The sequence below is a fragment of the Microbacterium sp. NPDC055357 genome (genome assembly GCF_053644835.1).
Genome location: NZ_JBSHLZ010000004.1, coordinates 84,545 through 107,528, shown reverse-complemented (window position 1 = coordinate 107,528; position 22,984 = coordinate 84,545). Strand labels below are relative to the sequence as shown.

Here is a 22,984-nt window from a genome sequence, read left to right as displayed (position 1 = left end):
GTTCACCCTATCGAGTCGCGAGGTGGGCGTGGATCGTCGTGGCGAGCTTCGGGCCGATGCCGGGCAGTTGCGAGATCTCGTCGGGATTCGCCGTCTTCAACGCCGCGACCGACCCGAAATGGCGCAGGAGAGCCTTGATCCTCGCCTCACCGAGCCCGGGCACCTCGGCCAGGACGCTCTGGATATCGCGACGACGACGCTTGCGCTGGTGCGAGATGGCGAAGCGGTGCGCTTCGTCACGCAGCCGCTGCAGCAGGTAGAGCGCCTCGCTCGTGCGCGGCAGGATGACCGGGTAGTCCTCGCCCGGCAGCCACACCTCTTCGAGCCGCTTGGCGATGCCGCACAGCGCGATCTCCTCGTGCCCCGCGTCGCGCAGCGCGCGAGCGGCCGCCTCGACCTGCGGCTTGCCGCCGTCGACGACGAGCAGCTGCGGACGGTACGCGAACCGCGGTCGTCTGCGCGGCTCGGTCGCAGAATCCACAACCGCGTCCCCGGAATCGACGCCCCCGTCCCCCGAGCCCACGACCCCGCCCCCCGAGCCCGCAACCCCGGCCCCTGAGCTTGCCGAAGGGTCGGGCCGGTCGAGATATGCCAGCCGCCGCGTCAGCACCTGGTACAACGAATCGGTGTCGTCCGTCGTCTCGGCCACGCCGAACGACCGGTACTGGTCCTTGCGCGGCAGCCCGTCCTCGAACACCACCATCGACGCCACGACGTTCGTGCCGCCCAGGTGCGAGACGTCGAAGCACTCGATGCGCAGGGGCGCTTCGGCCAGGCCCAGTGCCTCCTGCAGGTCGGTGAGCGCCTGTGTGCGTGCCACGTAGTCGCTCGTGCGACGCGTCTTGTGCAGCATGAGCGCCTGCTGCGCGTTGAGCGTCGCCGTCTTCATCAGCTCGGCTTTGCGCCCGCGCCGGGCCACCTGGATCGATACGTTCCTGCCGCGACGCGCGCGCAGCCAGGTCTCGAGCTCCGTCGCGTCGTCGGGGAGCGCCGGCACGAGCACCTGACGCGGGATGTCCGCCTCGCCCGCGTCGCCGTAGGCTCGCTGCACGATCTGGTCGACGAGGTCGCCGCCCGAGATGTCGAGCTCCTTCTCGACGGTCGTCGCACGCACACCACGGACGCGGCCGCCGCGGATGACGAAGTGCTGCACGGCTGCGGCGAGCTCGTCTTCGGCGATGCCGAACAGGTCGGCATCGGTGTCTTCGGAGAGCACCAGCGCGCTCTTGTTGAGCACCGCGTCGATCGCCTGAAGACGGTCACGGTAGACGGCGGCCGCCTCGTAGTCCATCGCGGCGGCCGCTTCTCGCATGCGGGCGGTCAGGTCGCGCGCGAACCTCTGGTCGCCGCCGGCCATGAAGGCGACGAAGTCGTCGACGACCGCGCGGTGCTCGTCGATCGTGACGCGCATCGAGCACGGACCGCCGCAACGGCCGATCTGCCCCGGAAAGCACGGGCGGCCCGTCGCCATCGCCTTCTTGTAGGACGCGTCGCTGCACGTGCGGATGGGGAAGACCTTGATGAGCTGATCGATCGTGTCGTGAACGGCCCAGACCTTCGGATACGGGCCGAAGTACTTCGCCCCCGAGATGCGCCGGTTGCGCGTCACGATGACGCGCGGTGCCTCGTCGGCGAGGGTGACGGCCATGAACGGGTAGGACTTGTCGTCGCGGTAGCGCACGTTGAAGGGCGGATCGAACTCCTTGATCCACTGGTATTCGAGCTGCAGCGAGTCGACGTCGGTTGCGACGACGGTCCATTCGACGGATGCCGCAGTCGTGACCATCCGTCGCGTGCGCTCGTGCAACGTGTGCAACGGTGCGAAATAGTTCGACAGCCGCGCGCGGAGGTTCTTCGCCTTTCCGACATACAGCACGCGCCCGTCCCGATCGCGGAAGCGATACACGCCCGGGTTCGTGGGGATCTCCCCCGGCTTCGGCTTGTAGGCGACGGTGGGGGCGGAACGGGCCACGTCAGCCCGCCTTGCGCTGGATACCCGGTCCTTGGCCTTCCAGCACTTCGGCGAGGAAGGTGCCGGTGTGGCTGCCCTCGACGCGCGCGACCCGCTCGGGGGTGCCCGTCGCGATGACCTCGCCGCCGCCGGCACCGCCCTCGGGGCCGAGATCGATGACCCAGTCCGACGACTTGATGACGTCGAGGTTGTGCTCGATCACGATGACCGTGTTGCCCTTGTCGACCAGGCCGCCCAGCACTTCGAGCAGTCGGGCCACGTCTTCGAAGTGCAGACCCGTCGTTGGCTCGTCGAGCACGTAGATCGAGCGGCCGTTCGAGCGGCGCTGCAGCTCGGTGGCGAGCTTGACGCGCTGCGCCTCGCCGCCGGACAGCGTCGTGGCGGACTGCCCGAGTCGCACGTACCCGAGGCCGACGTCGACGAGCGTCTTGAGGTAGCGGTGGATGGCCTGGATCGGCTCGAAGAACTCGGCTGCCTCGGCGATCGGCATCTCGAGCACTTCGGCGATGTTCTTGCCCTTGTAGTGCACCGACAGCGTGTCGCGGTTGTACCGCTTGCCGTGGCACACCTCGCAGTCGACGTAGACGTCGGGCAGGAAGTTCATCTCGATCTTGATCGTGCCGTCGCCCGAGCACGCCTCGCAGCGGCCGCCCTTGACGTTGAAGCTGAACCGGCCCGGCTGGTAGCCGCGCGCTTTGGCCTCGGGCGTGTCGCTGAACAGCGAGCGGATGCGGTCGAACACGCCCGTGTAGGTCGCGGGGTTGGATCGCGGTGTGCGGCCGATCGGCGCCTGGTCGACGTGCACGACCTTGTCGAGGTTGTCGAGCCCCGTCACTCGCGTGTGCTTGCCCGCGACGCGGCGTGCGCCGTTGAGACGGCTCGCGAGGACTTCGTAGAGGATGCCGTTGACCAGCGTCGACTTGCCCGACCCGCTGACGCCCGTGACGGCGGTCAGCACGCCGAGCGGGAAGTCGACCGTGATGTTCTTGAGGTTGTTCTCCCGCGCGCCCACGACCGTGATCTGACGCTTCTTGTCGATCTTGCGCCGTTTCGCCGGCGTCGGGATCTCGCGGCGCCCCGCGAGGTAGTCGCCCGTGATCGACGCCGGGTCGTCGAGGAGTGACGCGAGCGGACCCGAGTGCACCACTTCACCGCCGTCGACACCGGCACGCGGGCCGATGTCGACGATCCAGTCGGCCGCGTGGATCGTCTCCTCATCGTGCTCGACGACGATGAGCGTGTTGCCCAGGTCGCGCAGGGTGAGCAGCGTCTCGATCAGACGGCGGTTGTCGCGTTGGTGCAGGCCGATCGAGGGCTCGTCGAGCACGTACAGCACGCCGGTCAGCCCCGAGCCGATCTGCGTCGCCAGACGGATGCGCTGCGCTTCGCCGCCCGACAGCGAGCCGGCCGCCCGGCCGAGACTCAGATAGTTCAGCCCCACCTGGAGGAGGAAATCGAGGCGCGCGCGGATCTCGCGCAGCACCGCCGCGGCGATCTGCGCTTCGCGCTCGGTCAGTTCGAGCGTCGCGAAGAACTCCTGCGATTCGGCGAGACTCAGCCGCGACGCGTCGGCGATGGAATGCCCGTGCACGAGCACGGCGAGGACTTCGGGCTTGAGTCGGTCGCCGTCGCAGACGGGACACGGCACTTCGCGCAGGTACTCGGACCACCGCTGCCGCTGCGTGTCGGACTCGGCCTGCAGGTACTGCCGCTCGATGTACGGGACGACACCCTCGAACCCCGACGTGTAGCGCATCTCGCGCCCGTAGCGGTTTCGCCACTTGACCGAGACCTTGTAATCCTCACCGCGCAGCACGGCTTCGCGCACCGATTCGGGCAGGTCCTTCCACGGCGTCTCGAGCGAGAACTCGAGGTCGCGTGCGAGGCCTTCGAGCAGCCGCTCGTAGTACTGATAGAGCCCCTTGCCCTGCGTCGTCCACGGCACCAGGACGCCCTCGCTGATCGAGAGCTCCTCATCGCCGAGCATGAGCTCGACATCGACCGACATGCGGGTGCCCAGACCCGAGCACGCGGGACACGCGCCGAACGGCGCGTTGAACGAGAAGGTGCGCGGCTCGATCTCGGTCAGCTGCAACGCGTGACCGTTCGGGCACGCGAGCTTCTCTGAGAAGGACTGCCACGCGTCGTCGCCCTCTTCGTCGACGAAGTTGACCTGCACGATGCCGCCGGCAAGGCCCAGTGCCGTCTCGACCGAATCGGTGACGCGACTGAGGGTGTTCGGGCCGGCGACGAGCCGGTCGACGACGACGGCGATGTCGTGCTTGTAGCTTTTCTTGAGCTTCGGCGGCTCGGCGAGCTGGATGAGTTCGCCGTCGACGATCGCCCGGGCGTATCCCTTCGCACCGAGCTCGGCGAAGAGATCGACGAATTCGCCCTTCTTCTGGGAGACGACCGGGGCGACGACCTGGTAGCGCGTGCGCTCGGGCAGCTCCATGAGCTGGTCGGCGATCTGCTGCACCGTCTGGCGCTGGATCCGCTCGCCGCACTCGGGACAGTGCGGCACGCCGATGCGCGCCCACAGCAGGCGCATGTAGTCGTGGATCTCGGTGATCGTGCCGACCGTCGAGCGCGGGTTGCGGTTGGTCGACTTCTGGTCGATCGACACGGCGGGGCTGAGCCCCTCGATGAAATCGACGTCGGGGCGGTCGACCTGACCGAGGAACTGACGCGCATAGGCGCTCAGCGACTCGACGTAGCGGCGCTGGCCCTCGGCGAAGATCGTGTCGAACGCGAGACTCGACTTGCCCGACCCCGAGAGCCCCGTGAACACCACGAGCGAATCGCGCGGGATGTCGAGATCGACGTTCTTGAGATTGTGCACGCGAGCGCCGCGCACGCTGAGCGTGCCACTCCCGTGCCCGGATGCGGGGAACGGGCGCGTGACGGCGTGGCTCTGACCGGAGCCTCCGGGCGTGTGATCAGGCGTGGTGACGGGGACGATGGGCACCCGACAAGTTTAGGTGCGGCCTCGGACACGGGATCGAAAGCGTGTTCGCCTCGCGCGAATCTGCGCGGACGACGAGCGGATGCCGCGGGTCCGACCCGCGGCATCCGTTCGTTCAGCCGCCGCTGATCACCACACGAGGACGGGGAAGCGGAAGCTCTTCGATCCGTCGTGCGCGTCGCTGCCGGCGTACGTCGCCGAGAGCAGGTGCAGACCGCGGCTCAGCGTCGGCAGCGTCACCGAGACGACGCCGCGGTCCTTCGCCGTGAGGGTCGCCGTCGCGATGCGACGGTTGCCGTCGAAGATCGCGACCTCGCCCGTCGGGGTGCCTTTCGCGGCGATGACGGCGACGTTGTACTGGATCTTCGTGCCGTGCTTGGCGAGGATCTTGCTCGGCACGCCGAGTGTGATCGTCGCGCTCTTGGCGACCGGCTCGGCGATCGTGATCGGCACCTCGATCGCCGTTCCTGCCAGCGTCGTGATCGTCAGCGCTACGGCGCCGCTCACCCCGGTCGGCACCGTGACCGACAGGTTCGCGGTTCCCGTGACATCGAGCACCTCGTTGCCCACCGTGGAATCCACGGGCGCCGTGCCGACGACCGTGCCGTCGATCGCCACCGACACCGTGTCGGCCTTCGGCTCGGTGGTCGAGAAGTCGAGCGACGAGAGCGAGATGTCGATCGTCGAGCCGGCGGTGTACCCGCCTGCCGGCGGTGCCGACAGCACGAGCCCGATCGAACGCTGCGCGTAGTCGGGCGACGCCGTGCCGACGAAGGCCATGTAGTCGACCATCGCCGCGAGGTCGGCCTGTCCCGTGTCGGCCTTCGCCGTTCCCTGCGTGAACGCGGCGAAGTTGTCCCCACCTGCGGCGAGGAACGAGTTCGCCACGACGCGGTACTCCCCCGCCGGATCGATCGGCGCGCCGTCGAACTGGGCGTTCGCCACGCGGCTGCCGGCCGCTGCCGTCGAGTCGAACGTGTAGGTGAGTCCCTTCGAGACGCCGAGCTTGAGGAACGGTCGAGTCGCTCCCGCCGGCTGCCACTGCTGTTCGAGCAGTGTCGTGAGCTGCGCGCCCGTCAGCGTGAGCGCGACGAGCGTGTTGGCGAAGGGCTGGACGCTCGCGGCCTCGCGGTAGGTGAGCACACCGTCCGGCGCATACGTCATGTCGGTGCGCAGACCCCCGGGATTCATGAACGCGATCTGCGCGGTCGGGTCCGTGCGCTGCACGGCCCACAGCTGCGCGTCGGCGACGAAGTTGCCGAGCGTCGATTCAGCGCCCCGGTTCTCGGTCGTGCCGTTGGCGAGCTTGGCGCGGTTGATGTCCGCCGACAGCGTGCCGAGCGGCGCCGCTCCGAGCGGACCCGCGTCGATGACCGCCTGATCGACGATGGCCTGGACGGTCGGGTCGGGCGCGTAGGCGGCGACGCCGCCCTCGAGGTACATGGAATATACGGTGTTGTCCATCGACTGCACCGTCTTGCTGTCGGGGTCGATCGTGATCACCATGTTGCTGAACTTCTCGCCGTACTGTCCCGACGAGATGACGGGACGAAGCCCCGTGTCGCCCGCGTAAGGCACCTGATGCGAGTACGCCAGGTGAGTGTGTCCGGAGACGATCGCGTTGACCTCGGAGTTCACGCCGTTGACGATCGCGCCGAAATTCGTCGTCGGGTCTGTCGCCGTCTCGTACGACGTGTCCTCGGCCCCTTCGTGCACGAGCAGCACGATGACGTCGGCCTCGCCGTTCGACGGGTCACCGTCGCTGAGGTCGTCGGCGACGGCGTTGACGCTCGACACGATCGGCAGCACGTCGAGCGTCGCGATGCCCGCGGGATTGACCAGCGACGGCAGGTCTTCGGTCACGGCTCCGATGAAGCCGACCGACACCCCGTCGACCGCGCGCACCCAGTACGGCGCGAGCGCGAGGTCGTCGGTCTCGGTGTCCCAGACGTTCGCGCTGATGTACTCCCAATCCGCCGCACTCTGCACACGGTCGCGCAAGTCGGCCCAGCCGCCGTCGAACTCGTGGTTGCCGGCCGCGCTGACATCCAGGCCCGCCGCGTTGAGCGCCTGGATCGTCGGCAGATCCTGCTGGATGAACGACTCGAACGTCGATGCGCCGATGAGGTCGCCGGCCGCCGCGAAGATCGTGTTGTCGTTCGCCTCGCGAAACGACGTGACCGCCGTCGCGAGCGCGGCGGCGCCGCCGGCGGGCGCGGATGCCGCGATGCGCCCGTGGAAGTCGTTCATCGTCACGAGATTGACCGTGACGGGGTCGGCGGCCTGGGCCGGAACGGCGACGAAGGCTCCTGCTCCGAGTACCGCGGCGGTGAGCGCCGCTCCGACGGCGAGGCGTCGACGTGACGCGGCGCGGCCGGGTTGTGACCTGTTTCGCATGTGACTGCTTCCTCTGAATGGAATCGGGCAGACACGTCCGCGCGTGATCACCACGACGTGACGCGCCGATGCCGAGCCTAGGACTCCGCGCCGCCGCGCAACAGAGAAATGAGAGGGTGCTCACACACCGGTGCCGTGCAACCGGCGGCGGTTCTGTGCGATGCGTGCATCCGAGCGGTCAGGCGTGCCCCGCGCGCTCCATGGCGCGCAGGTCGCGCTTGAGATCCTGCACTTCGTCGCGCAGGCGCGCCGCGAGCTCGAACTTGAGCTCTTCGGCCGCGACGAGCATCTGCGAGCTGAGGTCGGCGATCGTCGCCTCGAGCTGCTCGGCGCCCTCGGCCGCGATCCCCTCGCGCGCGCCCTTCGAACTCAGCGACCGCGGCGTCGGCGCTTTGCCCTTGCCCGACGCGAGGCGCGACGAATCCCGGCGCGACAGCATTCGATCGGTGTCGGATGCCTCGCGGGCGAGCGCGTCGGTGATGTCGGCGATGCGCTTGCGCAGCGGCTGCGGATCGATTCCGTGCTCTTTGTTGTAGGCGAGCTGCTTGTCGCGACGCCGATCGGTCTCTTCGATCGCGTTGCGCATGGAGTCGGTCACCCGGTCGGCGTACATGTGCACTTCGCCCGAGACGTTGCGCGCCGCACGGCCGATCGTCTGGATGAGCGACGTGCCGCTGCGCAGGAACCCCTCTTTGTCGGCGTCGAGGATCGCCACGAGCGATACTTCGGGCAGGTCGAGACCCTCGCGCAGCAGGTTGATGCCGACGAGCACGTCGTAGACGCCCGCGCGCAGCTCGCTCAGCAGCTCGACCCGGCGCAGCGTGTCGACGTCGGAGTGCAGGTAGCGCACGCGCACGCCGTGCTCACCGAGGAAGTCGGTGAGCTCTTCGGCCATCTTCTTCGTGAGGGTCGTCACGAGCACGCGCTCGTCACGTTCGGCACGCAGCCGGATCTCCTCGAGGAGGTCGTCGATCTGGCCCTTCGACGGCTTCACGATGATCTGGGGGTCGACGAGACCCGTGGGGCGGATGATCTGCTCGACGACGCCGTCGGCGATGCCCATCTCGTAGCGCCCGGGGGTCGCGGACAGATAGACGGTCTGGCCCACGCGGTTCTTGAACTCGTCCCAGCGCAGCGGTCGGTTGTCCATCGCGCTGGGCAGGCGGAAGCCGTGCTCGACGAGAGTGCGCTTGCGCGACGCGTCGCCCTCGTACATGGCGCCGATCTGGGGCACCGTGACGTGCGATTCGTCGATGACCATCAGGAAGTCGTCGGGAAAGAAGTCCAGCAGCGTGTGCGGCGGCTCGCCCGGCCCGCGACCGTCGAGGTGACGGGAGTAGTTCTCGATACCCGAGCAGAAGCCCAGCTGCTGCAGCATCTCGAGATCGAACGTCGTGCGCATGCGCAGGCGCTGCGCCTCGAGCAGCTTGTTCTGCGACTCGAGCTCTTTCAGCCGCTCTTCGAGCTCGTGCTCGATCGTGCCGATCGCGCGATGCACCGTGTCGGTGCCCGCCGCGTAGTGCGTCGCGGGGAAGATCGGCACCGAATCGAGCTTCTGCACGACATCGCCCGTGAGGGGATGCAGCATGAACAGACCCTCGATCTCATCGCCGAACATCTCGATGCGCACGGCGTACTCCTCGTACACCGGAATGATCTCGATCGTGTCGCCGCGCACGCGGAAGTTCCCGCGCGAGAAGTCGACGTCGTTGCGGTTGTACTGCATCGCGATGAATTTGCGGATCAGCGCGTCGCGGTCGTACCTCTCGCCCAGCTGCAGGGCGACCATCGCCCGCAGATACTCTTCGGGCGAGCCGAGACCGTAGATGCACGACACGGTCGACACCACGACGACATCGCGACGGCTGAGCAGCGAGTTCGTCGTCGAGTGGCGCAGTCGCTCGACCTCGGCGTTGATCGACGAGTCCTTCTCGATGAAGGTGTCCGTCTGCGGGACGTACGCCTCGGGCTGGTAATAGTCGTAGTACGACACGAAGTACTCGACGGCGTTGTTCGGCATGAGCTCGCGGAACTCGTTCGCGAGCTGCGCCGCGAGCGTCTTGTTGTGCGCGAGCACGAGGGTCGGGCGCTGCACCGCCTCGACGAGCCACGCCGTCGTCGCCGATTTTCCGGTTCCGGTCGCACCGAGGAGCACGACATCGGTCTCGCCCGCGTTGATGCGCGCCGCGAGTTCGGCGATCGCCTGAGGCTGATCTCCGGACGGGGAATAGTCGCTGATGACCTCGAAGGGCCGCACGGAACGTGTCGTCTGCACCTTTCCAGCGTAGGCGCGGGCTCCGACATCGGGGCGCGTCGGACCTCAGCCCGCTCGAGAAGTCAGCGCGCGGCGCGTTGCGCGATGTGCTGCGGGAGCGCGTCCCACAGCGCGTCGACCTGCCGCATCGTGTCCTCGATCGTGCCCGTCGTGTCGACCACGACATCGGCGACCGCGAGGCGCGCGGCGTCGGTCACCTGCGACGCGAGACGCGCGTCGGCGTCTGCTTCGGTCATCCCCCGCAGCTCGACGAGCCTCGTTCGCCGCACGTCGGCGGGCGCGTGCGCGACGACGATGAGCTGCCACGGGTCTTCGACGCGGGCTTCGACCAGGAGCGGCACGTCGTAGACGATGACAGCATCGGGGTCGATCGCGAAGGCCGCGGCGAAGCGCCGCTGCGACTCGACGCCCACGGCGGGATGCACGATGGCGTTGAGCCGCGCGACCGCCGCGGGGTCGCCGAAGGCCTTCGCCGCGAGGGCCGCGCGGTCGAGGGCGCCGTCGTGCAGGATGACGTCTGCGCCGAACTCGGCGGCGAGCGCCGCGAGCACGGGTGAGCCCGCGCTCTGCACGTCGCGGACGATCTGGTCGGCGTCGACCACGACGGCACCGTGATCGGCGAGACGGGCGGCGATCGTGGACTTCCCCGACGCGATCCCGCCGGTGAGGGCGATGAGCGGCATGTGACGAGCATGCCATGACGGCATCCCCGATCCGAGTCGAACAATATTCACGCGCATGAAATCTCAGTTTCGGCTCAGGACGACGATCCTTGGATCCCCCTGAGGTGCGCACAAGCCGGGGCTGAGGATGCGGCCATAGCTTCGAGATGTCGCAGAAACCGCGGGTCAACCCACAACGGAGGATCCGGTCGCGACTCCCGAACCTCACGAAAGGCCATCATGTCCGCATCCGTCACCCAGCCCGAGACCCGCCGCAAGAACAAGCGTCGCCCGATCGTCGCCTTCGCCCTGGCCACCCTCGCGGTCGGCGGCGTGGGCGCAGCGCTCACCAGCGCCGCCTGGACCGACAACGTCTTCGCCGCCGCACCCGCCGATGCCGCGACGTTCGACCTCCAGGCCTCGCTCGACGGAGTCACCTGGCAGCAGTCCGACAAGAAGGACGCCGTCGAACTCGTCGTCCCGGCGACGACGTTCGCGAAGCTCCTGCCCGGCCAGACGCGCACCGTCACGCTGCACGTCAAGAACTTCGGCAACGTCAGCGCGGCCGTGGTGCCGAGCGTCGAGTGGGCCGGATCCACGTTCCTCACCGAACCGACGGCGCAGGTCTCCGGCCTGGCCACGACGCTCGCCCCGGCCGGAACCATCCGCGACACGAGCACCTTCACGCTCACGGTCACCGCACCGGCGGACTGGAAGCCCGAGAACAAGGGCAAGACCGGAACGATCATCGTCACCGTCGCGGGCGAAGCCACGGCCTGACGCACCTCTTCCGAACGACACGAGACCGACAGGAGATCATCATGCAGGCACTGCGTCGCGTCACGATGGTCGCCCTGTGGGCGCTCGCCGTCGTCGGAGTGGCGAGCGGTGTGGTCTGGGGGGCCACCGCTGCCGGCATGATCAAGCCGCTCATCGTGATCTCGGGTTCCATGGAGCCCGAGATCATGACGGGCGACCTGCTCATCGCCACCAAGAAGCCCGTCGCCGATCTGGGGGTCGGTGACGTCGTGAGCTTGCCCAGCGAGCTCACGAGCACACTCGTGACGCACCGCATCGTGGAGATCACCGCCGAAGGGGACGGCAGTGTCATCACGATGAAGGGCGACGCGAACGAGTTCGAGGACGCCCTCGACTACCGCGTGGCCGGCGAGGTGTGGATGCCGCAGATGCAGGTGCCCGGCGCGGGCGCCGTCATCGCGCGCATCTCCACCCCCGCTGTCGCGGTGCCCCTGCTGATCGGTCTCGTCGCTCTCCTCGGGCTGACGTGGCTGATCCCCGCTCCCGAGTCCCGCGGAACCCGAAAAGCCGGGGACTCGGGAGCACTCCTGCCGGAGGTCGCGCGATGAGCCGTGCGACCGCCGCGGACCGCGTCGCGGCGGGGGCCGCGACACCGGCCGACGTGGGGACGTCGGCCGGTCGGTCTGTTCGCGCGCGTGGCCGCGCGCGCTCCGGCATCCTGTCGCTGCTCGCGGCGCTCGCTCTGATCCTGGGGGTCGGGGCGGGCGCTGCGGCGGCGCAGTCGACGCTCAGCGCGTGGACCGATCCGGTGCGGGCGGTCGCGACCGTGAGCGCGGGCCAGTGGGAGGCACCGGCGACGCTCGGCTGCGTCGCGATGAACGCCGACGGCAGTGTCAAGAACAACGGGCACTGCGCCGTCACCTCGGTCGTCTTCGACCAGTGGGGCACGGACGCCGGCCTTCACCGCAACTACTACGTCACCGTCGCCAGCAACGCGGGCAACGGGTACGTCGTCGTCACGATCGACCTGGCCTCCGCCCGGATGCGCTCGGACACGGGCACCGGCACATGGAGGTGGGAGAACGCCGCGACGACCGGCGGTCACGTCGCACCGTCGTCGGCGTGCGCGGACCTGCCGCTGCTGACGGCGCGCACGCCGCCCGGATGGGGCGGGTCGGGTCAGTTCTACCTGCCGATGGTCGACAACCGCGCATCGACGCCGGCGGGATCGGTCACGTGCCGGTGAGTCCAGACGCGCCCGGCAGAGCGTTTCGTCGCCTCTTCTGGGATATCATCACGGTTGTCGACTCGCCGACCGAGTTCGATGAGTCGGATGCCGGGGGTGTGCACGTGCAGGACAGCCGCGTCGCCGTCGTGATCGAGGACGAAGCCGACATCCGGCAGCTCCTGAGCGATGTCCTCGAAGCCGCGGGCTTCACGGTGCATGCGGCCGGATCCGGACTCGATGGCATCGAGCTCGTCCGGACGAAGCAACCCGTCGTGACGACGCTGGATGTCAGCATGCCGGGCATCGACGGGTTCGAGACGGCCAAGCGGATCCGCGCCATCAGCAGCACATACATCGTGATGCTCACGGCGCGCAGCGAAGAGATCGATGCGCTGCAGGGGCTCGAATCCGGTGCCGACGACTACGTCACGAAGCCCTTCCGGCCCCGTGAGCTGCGCGCGCGCATCGATGCGATGCTGCGTCGCCCCCGCGTGCACACCGCCGCGGGTGACGCGCCTGCCGATCCCCCGCAATCGTCGTCGACGACGGTCCAGGATCCGGATGACGGCTGGCTCGAGCACCGCGGACTGCGCGTGCACCCGGACATGCGCCTCGCGACGCGCGACGGGCAGAACCTCGATCTGACGCGCAGCGAGTTCGACATCGTCGTCGACCTCCTCACGGCGCGCGGCCGTGTCGTCAGCAAGACCGACCTCGCCCTCATGCTGCGCGGCGACCACTACAGCACGAACGGGTTCGTCAGCGACGCGGATGCGCGCGCGATCGAGGTGCACATGGCGAATGTGCGTCGCAAGCTCGGCGAGACGCCCACTCGGCCGCGCTGGATCGAGACCGTGCGTGGTGTGGGCTACCGGCTCACGCGCTGATCACGACGTCACGACGACGGCCGCCTCTGCGGCGTGTGCGGCGTCCGTCGCCGCCCGCCGCGCTCCGCGCATGAGCGCTGCGGGCTCGTAGCCCGTCGTGTCGCTGAGGGTCACGCCCACGCCCACGACCGGGATCACCGCCCCCACGACTCCCGACAGCTCGTCGAAGAGCCCCCGGCGGATGCGTTCCGCCGTGCGGCGCGCTTCGGCGGGCGACCCCGGCTGGATGCCCACGAAGAGGCCCGTCGGTCCGTCCTGGCCGACGAACGCGCTCGTCGGTGCGAAGCGCCGCACGACCGTGCGGAACGCGTCGGCGACGCTCGCGGCCGCCTCCGTCCCGAAGGCCGTCGAGATCGCCGGCAGATCGTCGATGCGCACCGAGATGACGCCGACGAGTTCGCCGCGGCGTCGCGCGCGACCGCTCATCCCGAGCAGCACGTACGCGAAGGACAACTCGGGCAGCACGTCGTCGTCGGTGAGGGCGAGGTCGCGCGACGCGACGACACCCACCGATCCGGCGCGGTCCGACAGCAGCACCGAGGTCACGACGACCGCGACGATCGTCGTCAGGGTGGTGATGAAGCTCGTGGGGATCGTGTCCAGCCACGTGCGGAAGACGTCGCTGTCCGGGCCGGCGACGAGGAACACGACCGTGCGCACGAGGTAGAACACGGACTGGAATCCGAGCACCGCGACGAGACTCCACGCGTTGCGGTTGCGACCCATGTCGCCACGCAGACTCTCGACGGCGCCGAGGGCGGCGAAGATGAGGATGCCGACGAACATGACCGGCGCCCCCGCCCACCCTCCGCCCTCGGGTCCCGCGACGACGACTGCGCCGATGGCCACGACCGCGGTGGCCGCCACGACGAGGCCCGCCACGAGCATGCGTCGTGTGTTGTAGGCGCGGCATCCGAGCCAGATGCAGCCCGGGATCGCCACGAAGGCCCCGTTTCCGATCGCGATCGCCCACCAGGCCTCCGGCGCCGCCGACCAGACGAGATAGCTGACCGATGTCAGCACGGCGGCGAGGAACGCCAGACCCCACATGCGACCCGCACCATCGTCGCGCCGCAGGATCGATCCCAGGATGAACACGACGCTGCTCGCGACGACGACGACGGTCGTCATCACCGAGACGGAGAAGAGGTCGAGGGTCATACGGTTCCTTCCGGTGCTTCCAGGCGATGCGCCCCCAAGGGCAGTCGCACCACGAACGTCGTTCCCGACCCCAGTTCGCTTCGCACCGTGATCTCGCCGCCGTGGGAGCGGACGATGTCCCGGCTGATCGCCAATCCCAGCCCGCTGCCGTGCGTCGAGGTCATGCGCACGGCGTCGGAGCGGAAGAACCGATGGAACAGCCGCGGCATCTCGGCATCCGAGATCCCCCGGCCCGAATCCCGCACGACGATCCACGCGTGTACATCATCGGTCGTGGTGCCGACCTCGATCGATCCGCCGTCTTTGTTGTACTTGACGGCGTTGGAGAGCAGGTTGTCGAGCACTTGACGGATCCGCGATGCGTCGACGAAGGCGACGGCGCTCTCGACCCCGGAGGAATCGATCCGGATGCCGCGCTCCGCGGCGCGCGGATCCTGCAGCTCGATCGCGGCGATCGCGATCGCGGCGATGTCGGTCTGCTGCGGGCGGATGCTGAGTTCGACCGTCGTGCGATCAGAGCTGGATGCCGCGAGGATGTCGGACACGATCGAAAGCAGCCGGTGCGCGTTGCGCTCGGCGACTTCGAGCCCGCGGCGCGCCGACGGCGACAGATCTTCGTCGAGCACGAGGTCGAGGTAGCCGACGATCGCGGTGAGGGGCGTGCGCAGTTCGTGCGACACCGACGCCACGAGGTCCTCACGGGCACGCACGGCGATGAGCTCGGTCGTGATGTCGCGCGAGACGATGACGGTTCCCGTCACCTGCCCGTCGTCGTCGCTGAGGTGCCGCGCCGTCACGGTGAGCGCACGGCGCTGCTCACCCGGCTCGCCGAACCAGACGACCTCGTCGTCGAACGTCTCACCGCGCATCGCCCGGGCGAGGGGCTGCTCGTCGGCGGGCAGGAGCGTGATCCCGTCGCGCGAATAGGCGGGCACGAGGGTCGTCGCCTCCTGTTCGGCTCGGGTGTCCTTGACGCGCTGCAGGCGTCCGTGCGCGTCGTTGCGCACCGCGATGCGGCCGTCTTCGCCCACCCGGATGATGCCGAAGTCGACGGCATCCAGCACGCTCGTCACGGTCTGCTCCTGCTGACGGGCGTTCTCGAGAGCCTTGCCGAGGATGCGCGTCTGGCTGTCGAGGAGAATCCGCTGCACGCGCGAGCGCCGCGCCGTGAGGTAGCTCGTCGTCGACAGGGCGATGACGGCGATCGGCAGCAGCAGCGCCGAGAACGTCAGTGGCCGATCGGGCAGGAACGTCTGGAATCCGTAGATCGTGCAGATGCTGACGATCGACACGAACAGACCCACGAGGCCGAATCCCGAGGCGAGCCACATCGCGGGAAAGATCCACAGCAGCCCGAACCCCGCCGTCGGGCTGGATTCGCGCATGAACGCGATGGCCGCGACGTCCGCGAGCGGCAGCACGATACTCACCCACTGCGGGAGGCTGTTCCACGGCACCGCGATCGCCACACCGGCGCCGACGAACACGACGAGGACCGCGGCGAAGAACATCGGCGTGTCACCGGGAAAGTCGCCGATGACGGCGATCAGCGTGGTGATGAGCACGACAGCGCCCAGCAGGAGCTGGTTGAGCACCGTCGTTCGGGCCCGCGTCCGGTCCTCGAACTGCGCACGACCGACGCGGCGGCGGAGTGCGGGCGTCCAGGACATGGTGCGACGCTACCGCGCGGGGTGCGCTCGGCGCTGCTCGCCGCTCCGGATGCCGCGGGTGCGGCATCCGTCTCGTGAAACGCCGAAGAGGCCAGGACCCGACGGTCCTGGCCTCTTGGCGGTGTCGAGGAGGTTACTCCCCGATCAGCTGTGTCGGATCAGCGACCCGAGAGCTTCTCGCGGAGAGCGGCGAGCGCCTCGTCGTCGGCGAGCGTTCCGCCGCCGGCCTCGGAGGTGAAGCTCGACGACGAACCCGTGTCGGCGGGGGCGTTGGCCTCGGCCTCGGCTGCCTTCGTGACGGCGGCCTTGTGCGCCTCCCAGCGGGCGTGGGCAGCGGCGTACTCCTGCTCCCACTTCTCGCGCTGCTCGTCGAAGCCTTCCTTCCACTGGTTGGTCTCGGAGTCGAAGCCCTCGGGGTACTTGTACTCCCCGTTCTCGTCGTACTCGGTGACCATGCCGTAGAGGGCCGGGTCGAACTCGGTGCCGAAGGGGTCGACCGACTCATTCGCCTGCTTGAGCGAGAGCGAGATGCGACGACGTTCGAGGTCGATGTCGATGATCTTGACGAAGACCTCTTCGCCGACCGACACGACCTGCTCGGCGAGTTCGACGTGCTTGCCGGAGAGCTCCGAGATGTGCACGAGGCCCTCGATGCCGTCGGCGACGCGGACGAACGCACCGAACGGAACGAGCTTGGTGACCTTGCCCGGAGCGACCTGACCGATCGCGTGCGTGCGGGCGAAGACCTGCCACGGGTCTTCCTGCGTCGCCTTCAGCGAGAGCGACACGCGCTCGCGGTCCAGGTCGACCTCGAGGATCTCGACGGTGACCTCCTGGCCGACCTCGACGACCTCGGACGCGTGCTCGATGTGCTTCCACGACAGCTCCGAGACGTGGACGAGACCGTCGACGCCACCGAGGTCGACGAACGCACCGAAGTTGACGATCGACGAGACCGTGCCCTTGCGGACCTGACCCTTGTGGAGGTTGTTGAGGAAGTTCGAGCGCGACTCGGACTGCGTCTGCTCGAGCAGAGCGCGGCGCGAGAGCACGACGTTGTTGCGGTTCTTGTCGAGCTCGAGGATCTTCGCCTCGATCTCCTGACCGAGGTACGGCGTGAGGTCGCGGACGCGGCGCAGCTCGATGAGCGAAGCGGGGAGGAACCCGCGCAGACCGATGTCGACGATGAGGCCGCCCTTGACGACCTCGATGACGGAGCCGGTGACCACGCCGTCGTCTTCCTTGATCTTCTCGACGTCGCCCCACGCGCGCTCGTACTGCGCGCGCTTCTTCGACAGGATGAGGCGGCCTTCCTTGTCCTCCTTCTGGAGAACGAGGGCCTCGACCTCGTCGCCGACCTTGACGACCTCGTTGGGGTCGACATCGTGCTTGATCGAGAGCTCGCGCGAGGGGATGACACCCTCGGTCTTGAAGCCGACGTCGAGGAGGACCTCGTCGCGGTCGACCTTCACGACGGTGCCTTCGATGAGGTCGCCGTCGTTGAAGGACTTGATGGTCAGTTCGACCGCGGCCAGGAAGTCCTCAGCAGAGCCGATGTCGTTGATTGCGACCTGCTTGGTGGCCGGGGCGGTCGTTGCGCTAGTCATGTAGTGGGTTGTCCTTGTGGGTTTGGGGTCTCGGGCTCGGCACCTCGAACGCGCGGACGCGAACGAAACAGCAGCCGAAGCGAAGCGGATTGTTGTCGTGCGATGTCACCAGCCCCGTACCGGGACGTGGCTGTAGAACCACAGAAGTGACATTCCAGGGTATCAGAATGCCGCCGACGCCCGCGAGGTCAGGCTCCGGCACGCGTCGCGCACGGCACGCAGCGCGTCGCCGTCGGCCGGGCGACGAGACGGGCGAGCGGGATCGGGGCGCCGCAGTCCGCACAGATCCCGAAGCCTTCCGTTCCGGTCCGCGCGAGCGCGGCATCGACCTCGTCCCGTTCACGCGCCGCATCCGCGCGCAGCCCCGCGAGCCGCGACCACTCCGCCGAGAGGGTCGCACCCTCGGGATCGTGCTCGTCGTCGGCGGTCTCGGCACCGCGGTCGGCGCGCAGCTCGACGAGCGTGTCGTCGAAACGGCGGATGCGGTCGTCGAGCTCGGCGCGCAGCGTCTCGAGCGCCTGCTGCACCTGCCCCGCGGCATCCGTCGTCACGGCTGAAGCAGCACCTTGACGGCGCGGCGTTCGTCCATCGCCGCGTAGGCCTCGGCAACATCGGCGAGCGGCAGCACGAGGTCGAAGACGCGCCCCGGCTGGATGCGGCCCGAGCGCACGTCGGGCAGCAGCCCCTCGATGTACCCGCGTACCGGTGCGACTCCCCCGTTGACGCCGACGTTGCGGCTGAACAGGTGCGTGATCGGCAGCTCGGGACCGCCGTTGGGCACGCCCACGAACCCGACCATGCCGCCGGGCCGCGTGGCGCGCAGCGCCTGGTCCATCGACTCCTTCGTGCCGACGCACTCGAGGACACGATCGGCACCGATGCCCTCGGTGAGCGCACGCACGGCCGAGACGCCCTCGTCGCCGCGCTCCTCGACGATGTGCGTCGCGCCGAACTCGCGGGCGAGCTCCTGCCGGCGCGGGTGCCGCGACATCGCGATGATCGTCGTGGCGCCGAGCCGCTTGGCCGCGATGACGGCGCACAGGCCCACGGCGCCGTCGCCCACGACGGCGACCGTGTCGCCGGGTGCGACGCCCGCCGAGACCGCGGCGTGGTGGCCCGTTCCCATGACGTCGCTGAGGGCGAGGAGGCCCGGGATCTCGTCGTCCGAGACGGGGCCGGGCACGACGGCGAGCGTGCCGTCGGCGAGCGGAACGCGCACGCGCTCCCCCTGGCCTCCGTCGGCGAACCCGCCGAAGCGGTCGTCGCGCCCCCACCAGTCACCCTCCAGGCACGACGTGCTCACGCCGTTGCGGCAGTTGAGGCACGTGCCGTCGCACACGTAGAAGGGCGCGATGACGAAGTCTCCGGGACGCACAAGCTCGACCTCGGCGCCGACCGCCTCGACCACTCCGACGAATTCGTGACCGATCCGCCGCGGCGCATCGACCGCCGTGACGCCGCGATAAGGCCACAGGTCCGAGCCGCACACGCACGACGCGACGACCCGCACGATCGCGTCGCGTCCGGTCGAGAGCTCGGGGTCGGGTACCTCCTCGACGCGGACGTCTCGGGCCGCGTGGATGACAGTGGCGCGCATGGGCTCGATGCTACGCCCGGTTCCGCGCCGGGGTGCCGCGGCCTACGCTCGGGCCATGCGTATGACCGCAGCGTTCCGTGCCCCGCGACGCGCGCCTGCCCTGCAGGTGGCCAAGTCCGCTCTCGCGACGATCGCCGCGTGGCTCGCCGCGGGCTGGCTCGTCGATGGCCCGCCGCCCGTTTTCGCCGCGATCGCGGCGCTGCTCGTCGTGCAGCCGAGCGTCAACCAGTCGCTCACCAAGGCGCTGGAGCGCTCGATCGGCGTGATCGCGGGCGTCACGGTCGCGTCGGCTCTGGGAATCCTGCTCGGCGGCTCGACGTGGGTGATCCTCCTGGCGACCGTCGTCGCGCTGCTCCTGGCGTGGGGACTGAGGATGACGGCGGGCACGGCCAACCAGGTGGCGATCAGCGCACTGCTCGTGCTGGCACTCGGTGGGACAAGTCCGGGGTATGCCGTCGAGCGGATCATCGAGACACTGCTCGGAGCGGTCATCGGGATCGTCGTGAACCTCGCGCTCGTGCCTCCGCTCGCCGTCGCGCCCGCCCGCGACGCCGTCGAATCGCTCGCCGGCGAGCTCGCCGCATCGCTCGATCGCCTCGCGACGGCTCTCGAGCAGCCGCAGTCGCCGGAGCAGGTCGAAGAGGTGCTCCTGACCGCCCGCCTCCTGCGCCCCATGCGCGACAAGGCGGCCGCCGCGCTCGCCGACGCGTCCGAATCGCTCACGCTCAATCCGCGCCGCACGCGGCACCGCGACGAGCTCGCCGACGCGCAGGCGCAACTGGACCGCTTCTCGCCGATCGTGACGCAGACGATCGGCATGACGCGCGCCTTCGCCGATCACCACGACGCATCCGTGCACGAGGAACCCGTCGTGCACGACATCGCGCAGCAGCTGCGGCGCGCCGCCCATGACGTGCAGCTCATCTCGGGAGACCCGGCGCACCTGCCCGCCGACGACCGTGAACCGGCGCTCACGGCACCGCTCACCGTGCGGATGCCGAGCTCCACCCATTGGATGCTGATCGGCTCACTGCTGGAGGATCTTCGGCGCATCCACGAGACGCTGAGTGAGCCCGCTGAACCTACTGCGTGACGTGCACCGTGAAGATGACGTCCTGGATGCCGCCGTCGGAGTTCGACAGCGTGACCTCGGTCTCGCCCTCGGCGAGCGCCGTGATCCCCGGGTTGAACGTCGCCGTGGCATCTTCGTGCCCTTCGACGAACTCGGCGACGGCGGGGTCGCCGATCGTCGCGGTGTAGCTGTCGACGGCGAGATCGCCCGTGTCGATGTTGAGCACCTGCCCGACGACGAGGTCGACGGTCGTACCCTCGAGCTCGCCCGCACCCTTCGTGACGGGTGCGATGACGTCTCCTCCGATCGAGCCCGAACACGCGGTGAATGCGAGGGCCGAGACGGCGATCACGCTGGCGGCGGCGATGCGGGTGATTCTCATGCCGTCAGCCTGGCAGTGCGGATACCTCGGCGCCAGGGTGAACTCATGAATCACCCCTGTGGATAAGTACCCCCGGGCACTGCCGGTGCGAATTACGGTGGTCGCGTGTTCACCCGCCTTCGCCCCGTCATCGCTGTGTGCGCCCTCGCGCTCGCTCTCGGCGGCTGCGCCACGTCTCCCCATCCCGCAGAACCTCCGCCCGCCTTCTCGAGCGAAGCCGAAGCGTTCGCCGCCGCCGAAGAGACCTACCGCGCATACGTCGACGCGTTGAACCAGGTGGACCTGAGCGACCCCGCGACCTTCGAGGCGGTGTACGCGTGGACGACGGGGGAAGCGAATGCGAACGAACGCAGATCATTTTCTGAAATGCACGCTGCCGGCCTGACTGTTTCCGGAATCAGTCGCTATGACGCGTTCAATCCGGTCTCGTTCGCAGCCTCTGAAGGCGTCGTGATCGTAGAGCTCTGCATGGATGTTTCGGACGTCGATCTTCTGGACCAGTCGCAGACCTCGGTGGTGCCGGGGTCTCGCCCAGACCTTCAGCCTGCCGTCGTTACGTTTCATCAGAGTGACGCCACAGCGACGGGACTGTGGATCTCCTCAAGCGTCGCAAAGGAGGACGCGTCATGCGGATAGCCCTCGTCACAATCTCCGTCCTAAGCACACTCCTCACCGCCGCCATCCCCGACGGCTGTGGCATGGCGTCGGCTTGGGGCTCTTGCTCCGCCTCGAACTCCGGCACGTCCGTCGAGATCGGTGCATCCACCACTCGGCCGGGTAGCTCCCCCGGACCCTCGACACCCGGCGGCAGCCAGCCCGCGCCCGAACCCACGAGGCCTTCGGCCCCCGAAACCTGCGGTCCCCTCGGCTGCCGCCCGAACTACTCCGTCGTCATGATCCCCGACGTCACGATCGACGACCTCGCCTCGTTCCGTCCCGCGCCGCCCTCGCTGACGGGTGAACCGCTCGGGTTCGCCGTCGTCGGTCTGCCGGCGAACCTCGTGGCGGCGGCATCCGAGCAGCGCATCGCGGGTGAGCTGCTCGGCTGGGACGTCACGGTGCGCTTCGTGCCCGCCGGATTCGAGTTCGACCACGGAGACGGCTCATCGCGCACGTCCACCACCGGCGGTGTCGCGTGGGCGGCGAACGGTGCGCCGCAGTTCGCGCCGACGGCGACGAGCCACGTGTACCGCGAGCGCGGCGCGCACACCGTGACGGCGACCGTCCGCTATGCGGCATCCGTCGACTTCGGCACGGGCTCGTGGCGTCCCGTGCCCGGGTACGTCACCGCGACGAGCGCGGGATACGGCGTGCGCGTCGTCGAGGCCACGACGGCCCTCGTCGACCGCACGTGCCGTGAGGGCGCGGCCGGCCCCGGCTGCTGACCGGCCGCGTCGGTGGTGCGTGGCAGGATGACGGCATGTCCGACCGACTCATGCTGCTCGACTCCGCATCGTTGTACTTCCGTGCGTTCTTCGGCGTGCCCGACACCGTCCGCGCGCCCGACGGACAGCCCGTCAACGCCGTGCGCGGGTTCCTGGACATCATCACGAAGCTCGTGACGGCATACGAGCCGACGCACGTCGTCGCGTGCTGGGACGACGACTGGCGGCCGCAGTGGCGGGTCGATCTCATCCCCTCGTACAAGACGCACCGTGTCGCCGAGGTGGTCGCGGGTGCACCCGACGTCGAAGTGGTGCCCGACCCGCTCGAAGCGCAGGTGCCGGTCATCCGCGAGGCGCTCGCGGCGGTCGGCATCGTCGTCGTCGGAGCCGCCGAGCACGAGGCCGACGACGTCATCGGCACCCTCGCGACGCGTGCCGCGATGCCCGTCGACGTCGTCACGGGCGACCGCGATCTGTTTCAGCTCGTCGACGATGCGCGCGGCGTCCGGGTCATCTACACGGCGCGCGGCATGAGCAATCTCGACGTCGTCACCGACGACGTCGTCCTGACGAAGTACGGCGTACGCCCCGACCAGTACGCCGATTTCGCGACGCTGCGCGGCGATGCCTCCGACGGCCTGCCGGGTGTCGCGGGTGTCGGCGACAAGACGGCCGCGAAGCTGCTGCAGGCCCACGGCGACATCGCCGGCGTCATCGCCGCGGCCGACGCGGGCGAGGGCATGTCCGCCGGTCTCCGCGGCAAGCTCGAGGCGGCCCTGCCCTACCTCGCCGTCGCTCCCGCTGTCGTCGGCGTCGTGCGCGACCTGCCCCTCCCCGATGTCGACGCGCGTCTGCGTCCGCTCGGCGAGCAGCAGAAGACGGATGCCGCGGCTCTGGCCGAACGCCGCGGGCTCGGCACGTCGATGCACCGCCTCGTGACGGCGCTCGACGGCGTCTGAACCGCG

General features: G+C 69.0%; 19 protein-coding genes. 8 read left to right on the top strand and 11 right to left on the bottom strand.

The features are described 5' to 3' along the window. Positions 1 to 7 precede the first annotated feature (7 nt). The 5 genes from uvrC to coaE all read right to left on the bottom strand — a co-directional run bounded on the left by uvrC (position 8) and on the right by coaE (position 10,292). Entirely contained in the window at positions 8 to 1,972 is a 1,965-nt protein-coding gene (gene uvrC / locus ACWICD_RS07440; RefSeq protein ID WP_376126330.1) for an excinuclease ABC subunit UvrC, read from the bottom strand. A gap of 1 nt (position 1,973) precedes the next feature. Continuing rightward, positions 1,974 to 4,829, bottom strand: coding sequence for an excinuclease ABC subunit UvrA (uvrA, locus tag ACWICD_RS07435; protein WP_376126524.1), 2,856 nt, complete (start codon positions 4,827 to 4,829; stop codon positions 1,974 to 1,976). Positions 4,830 to 5,066: 237 nt separating this feature from the next. Then, entirely contained in the window at positions 5,067 to 7,334 is a 2,268-nt protein-coding gene (locus ACWICD_RS07430) for a bifunctional metallophosphatase/5'-nucleotidase (RefSeq protein ID WP_454139803.1), read from the bottom strand. A gap of 178 nt (positions 7,335 to 7,512) precedes the next feature. Further along, positions 7,513 to 9,609: an excinuclease ABC subunit UvrB gene (gene uvrB, locus ACWICD_RS07425; protein WP_376126324.1), complete on the bottom strand. Its 2,097-nt coding sequence runs from the start codon at positions 9,607 to 9,609 to the stop codon at positions 7,513 to 7,515. A 62-nt stretch (positions 9,610 to 9,671) separates the two neighbouring features. Continuing rightward, positions 9,672 to 10,292 carry a dephospho-CoA kinase gene (gene coaE / locus ACWICD_RS07420; RefSeq protein WP_454139802.1) on the bottom strand — a complete coding sequence of 207 codons (621 nt, stop codon included), beginning with the start codon at positions 10,290 to 10,292 and terminating at the stop codon, positions 9,672 to 9,674. A gap of 219 nt (positions 10,293 to 10,511) precedes the next feature. Here coaE and ACWICD_RS07415 point away from each other — a divergent pair, with 219 nt between their 5' ends. From ACWICD_RS07415 to ACWICD_RS07400, 4 genes are read left to right on the top strand one after another with little or no spacing between them, the layout of a single operon-like run. After that, positions 10,512 to 11,051, top strand: a complete 540-nt coding sequence (locus ACWICD_RS07415) for a hypothetical protein (RefSeq protein ID WP_454139801.1) — start codon at positions 10,512 to 10,514, stop codon at positions 11,049 to 11,051. 41 nt (positions 11,052 to 11,092) lie between these two features. Continuing rightward, complete coding sequence (locus ACWICD_RS07410) at positions 11,093 to 11,638, top strand: signal peptidase I (RefSeq protein ID WP_454139800.1); 546 nt, start codon at positions 11,093 to 11,095, stop codon at positions 11,636 to 11,638. Continuing rightward, positions 11,635 to 12,276, top strand: a complete 642-nt coding sequence (locus ACWICD_RS07405; protein ID WP_454139799.1) for a hypothetical protein — start codon at positions 11,635 to 11,637, stop codon at positions 12,274 to 12,276. The genes ACWICD_RS07410 and ACWICD_RS07405 overlap by 4 nt, the downstream gene beginning before the upstream one ends. Then, positions 12,267 to 13,145: a response regulator transcription factor gene (locus ACWICD_RS07400; protein WP_454139798.1), complete on the top strand. Its 879-nt coding sequence runs from the start codon at positions 12,267 to 12,269 to the stop codon at positions 13,143 to 13,145. The genes ACWICD_RS07405 and ACWICD_RS07400 overlap by 10 nt, the downstream gene beginning before the upstream one ends. Here ACWICD_RS07400 and ACWICD_RS07395 read toward each other — a convergent pair whose 3' ends face one another. From ACWICD_RS07395 to ACWICD_RS07375, 5 genes are all read right to left on the bottom strand, one after another. Next, on the bottom strand, positions 13,146 to 14,306 hold the full coding sequence (locus tag ACWICD_RS07395) for a hypothetical protein (protein ID WP_454139797.1): 1,161 nt from the start codon (positions 14,304 to 14,306) through the stop codon (positions 13,146 to 13,148). Next, positions 14,303 to 15,976, bottom strand: coding sequence for a sensor histidine kinase (locus ACWICD_RS07390; RefSeq protein ID WP_454139796.1), 1,674 nt, complete (start codon positions 15,974 to 15,976; stop codon positions 14,303 to 14,305). Before ACWICD_RS07390 ends, ACWICD_RS07395 begins: the two co-directional genes overlap by 4 nt. A gap of 158 nt (positions 15,977 to 16,134) precedes the next feature. After that, the gene (rpsA, locus tag ACWICD_RS07385) at positions 16,135 to 17,583 is read right to left on the bottom strand and encodes a 30S ribosomal protein S1 (RefSeq protein ID WP_376126303.1); all 1,449 of its coding nucleotides are present in this window, start codon (positions 17,581 to 17,583) and stop codon (positions 16,135 to 16,137) included. A 188-nt stretch (positions 17,584 to 17,771) separates the two neighbouring features. Next, positions 17,772 to 18,134, bottom strand: coding sequence for a TraR/DksA family transcriptional regulator (locus ACWICD_RS07380; RefSeq protein WP_376126300.1), 363 nt, complete (start codon positions 18,132 to 18,134; stop codon positions 17,772 to 17,774). Then, entirely contained in the window at positions 18,131 to 19,180 is a 1,050-nt protein-coding gene (locus ACWICD_RS07375) for a zinc-dependent alcohol dehydrogenase family protein (protein ID WP_454139795.1), read from the bottom strand. Before ACWICD_RS07375 ends, ACWICD_RS07380 begins: the two co-directional genes overlap by 4 nt. A gap of 55 nt (positions 19,181 to 19,235) precedes the next feature. On the opposite strand from ACWICD_RS07375, the gene ACWICD_RS07370 reads away from it, so the two are divergent. Beyond that, complete coding sequence (locus tag ACWICD_RS07370) at positions 19,236 to 20,273, top strand: FUSC family protein (RefSeq protein WP_454139794.1); 1,038 nt, start codon at positions 19,236 to 19,238, stop codon at positions 20,271 to 20,273. On the opposite strand, the gene ACWICD_RS07365 is transcribed toward ACWICD_RS07370, so the two are convergent. Beyond that, positions 20,263 to 20,634 carry a hypothetical protein gene (locus ACWICD_RS07365; protein WP_454139793.1) on the bottom strand — a complete coding sequence of 124 codons (372 nt, stop codon included), beginning with the start codon at positions 20,632 to 20,634 and terminating at the stop codon, positions 20,263 to 20,265. The two genes, ACWICD_RS07370 and ACWICD_RS07365, sit on opposite strands and share 11 nt — an antisense overlap. A 105-nt stretch (positions 20,635 to 20,739) precedes the next feature. On the opposite strand from ACWICD_RS07365, the gene ACWICD_RS07360 reads away from it, so the two are divergent. The 3 genes from ACWICD_RS07360 to ACWICD_RS07350 all read left to right on the top strand — a co-directional run bounded on the left by ACWICD_RS07360 (position 20,740) and on the right by ACWICD_RS07350 (position 22,978). Next, positions 20,740 to 21,270 (top strand): hypothetical protein, encoded by a 531-nt coding sequence (locus ACWICD_RS07360; protein ID WP_376126290.1) that lies wholly within the window; start codon positions 20,740 to 20,742, stop codon positions 21,268 to 21,270. A gap of 257 nt (positions 21,271 to 21,527) precedes the next feature. After that, positions 21,528 to 22,019, top strand: coding sequence for a hypothetical protein (locus ACWICD_RS07355; protein ID WP_376126288.1), 492 nt, complete (start codon positions 21,528 to 21,530; stop codon positions 22,017 to 22,019). 35 nt (positions 22,020 to 22,054) lie between these two features. Next, positions 22,055 to 22,978, top strand: a complete 924-nt coding sequence (locus tag ACWICD_RS07350; RefSeq protein WP_376126285.1) for a 5'-3' exonuclease — start codon at positions 22,055 to 22,057, stop codon at positions 22,976 to 22,978. Positions 22,979 to 22,984 lie beyond the last annotated feature (6 nt).

Bases quoted from the DNA above. Each gene is read 5' to 3' on its own strand.
- ACWICD_RS07430 (WP_454139803.1), bottom strand. From the start codon at position 7,334: ATGCGAAACAGGTCACAACCCGGCCGCGCCGCGTCACGTCGACGCCTC.
- coaE (WP_454139802.1), bottom strand. From the start codon at position 10,292: ATGCCGCTCATCGCCCTCACCGGCGGGATCGCGTCGGGGAAGTCCACG.
- ACWICD_RS07415 (WP_454139801.1), top strand. From the start codon at position 10,512: ATGTCCGCATCCGTCACCCAGCCCGAGACCCGCCGCAAGAACAAGCGT.
- ACWICD_RS07410 (WP_454139800.1), top strand. From the start codon at position 11,093: ATGCAGGCACTGCGTCGCGTCACGATGGTCGCCCTGTGGGCGCTCGCC.
- ACWICD_RS07405 (WP_454139799.1), top strand. From the start codon at position 11,635: ATGAGCCGTGCGACCGCCGCGGACCGCGTCGCGGCGGGGGCCGCGACA.
- ACWICD_RS07395 (WP_454139797.1), bottom strand. From the start codon at position 14,306: ATGACCCTCGACCTCTTCTCCGTCTCGGTGATGACGACCGTCGTCGTC.
- ACWICD_RS07390 (WP_454139796.1), bottom strand. From the start codon at position 15,976: ATGTCCTGGACGCCCGCACTCCGCCGCCGCGTCGGTCGTGCGCAGTTC.
- rpsA (WP_376126303.1), bottom strand. From the start codon at position 17,583: ATGACTAGCGCAACGACCGCCCCGGCCACCAAGCAGGTCGCAATCAAC.
- ACWICD_RS07375 (WP_454139795.1), bottom strand. From the start codon at position 19,180: ATGCGCGCCACTGTCATCCACGCGGCCCGAGACGTCCGCGTCGAGGAG.
- ACWICD_RS07370 (WP_454139794.1), top strand. From the start codon at position 19,236: ATGCGTATGACCGCAGCGTTCCGTGCCCCGCGACGCGCGCCTGCCCTG.
- ACWICD_RS07365 (WP_454139793.1), bottom strand. From the start codon at position 20,634: ATGAGAATCACCCGCATCGCCGCCGCCAGCGTGATCGCCGTCTCGGCC.
- ACWICD_RS07355 (WP_376126288.1), top strand. From the start codon at position 21,528: ATGATCCCCGACGTCACGATCGACGACCTCGCCTCGTTCCGTCCCGCG.
- ACWICD_RS07350 (WP_376126285.1), top strand. From the start codon at position 22,055: ATGTCCGACCGACTCATGCTGCTCGACTCCGCATCGTTGTACTTCCGT.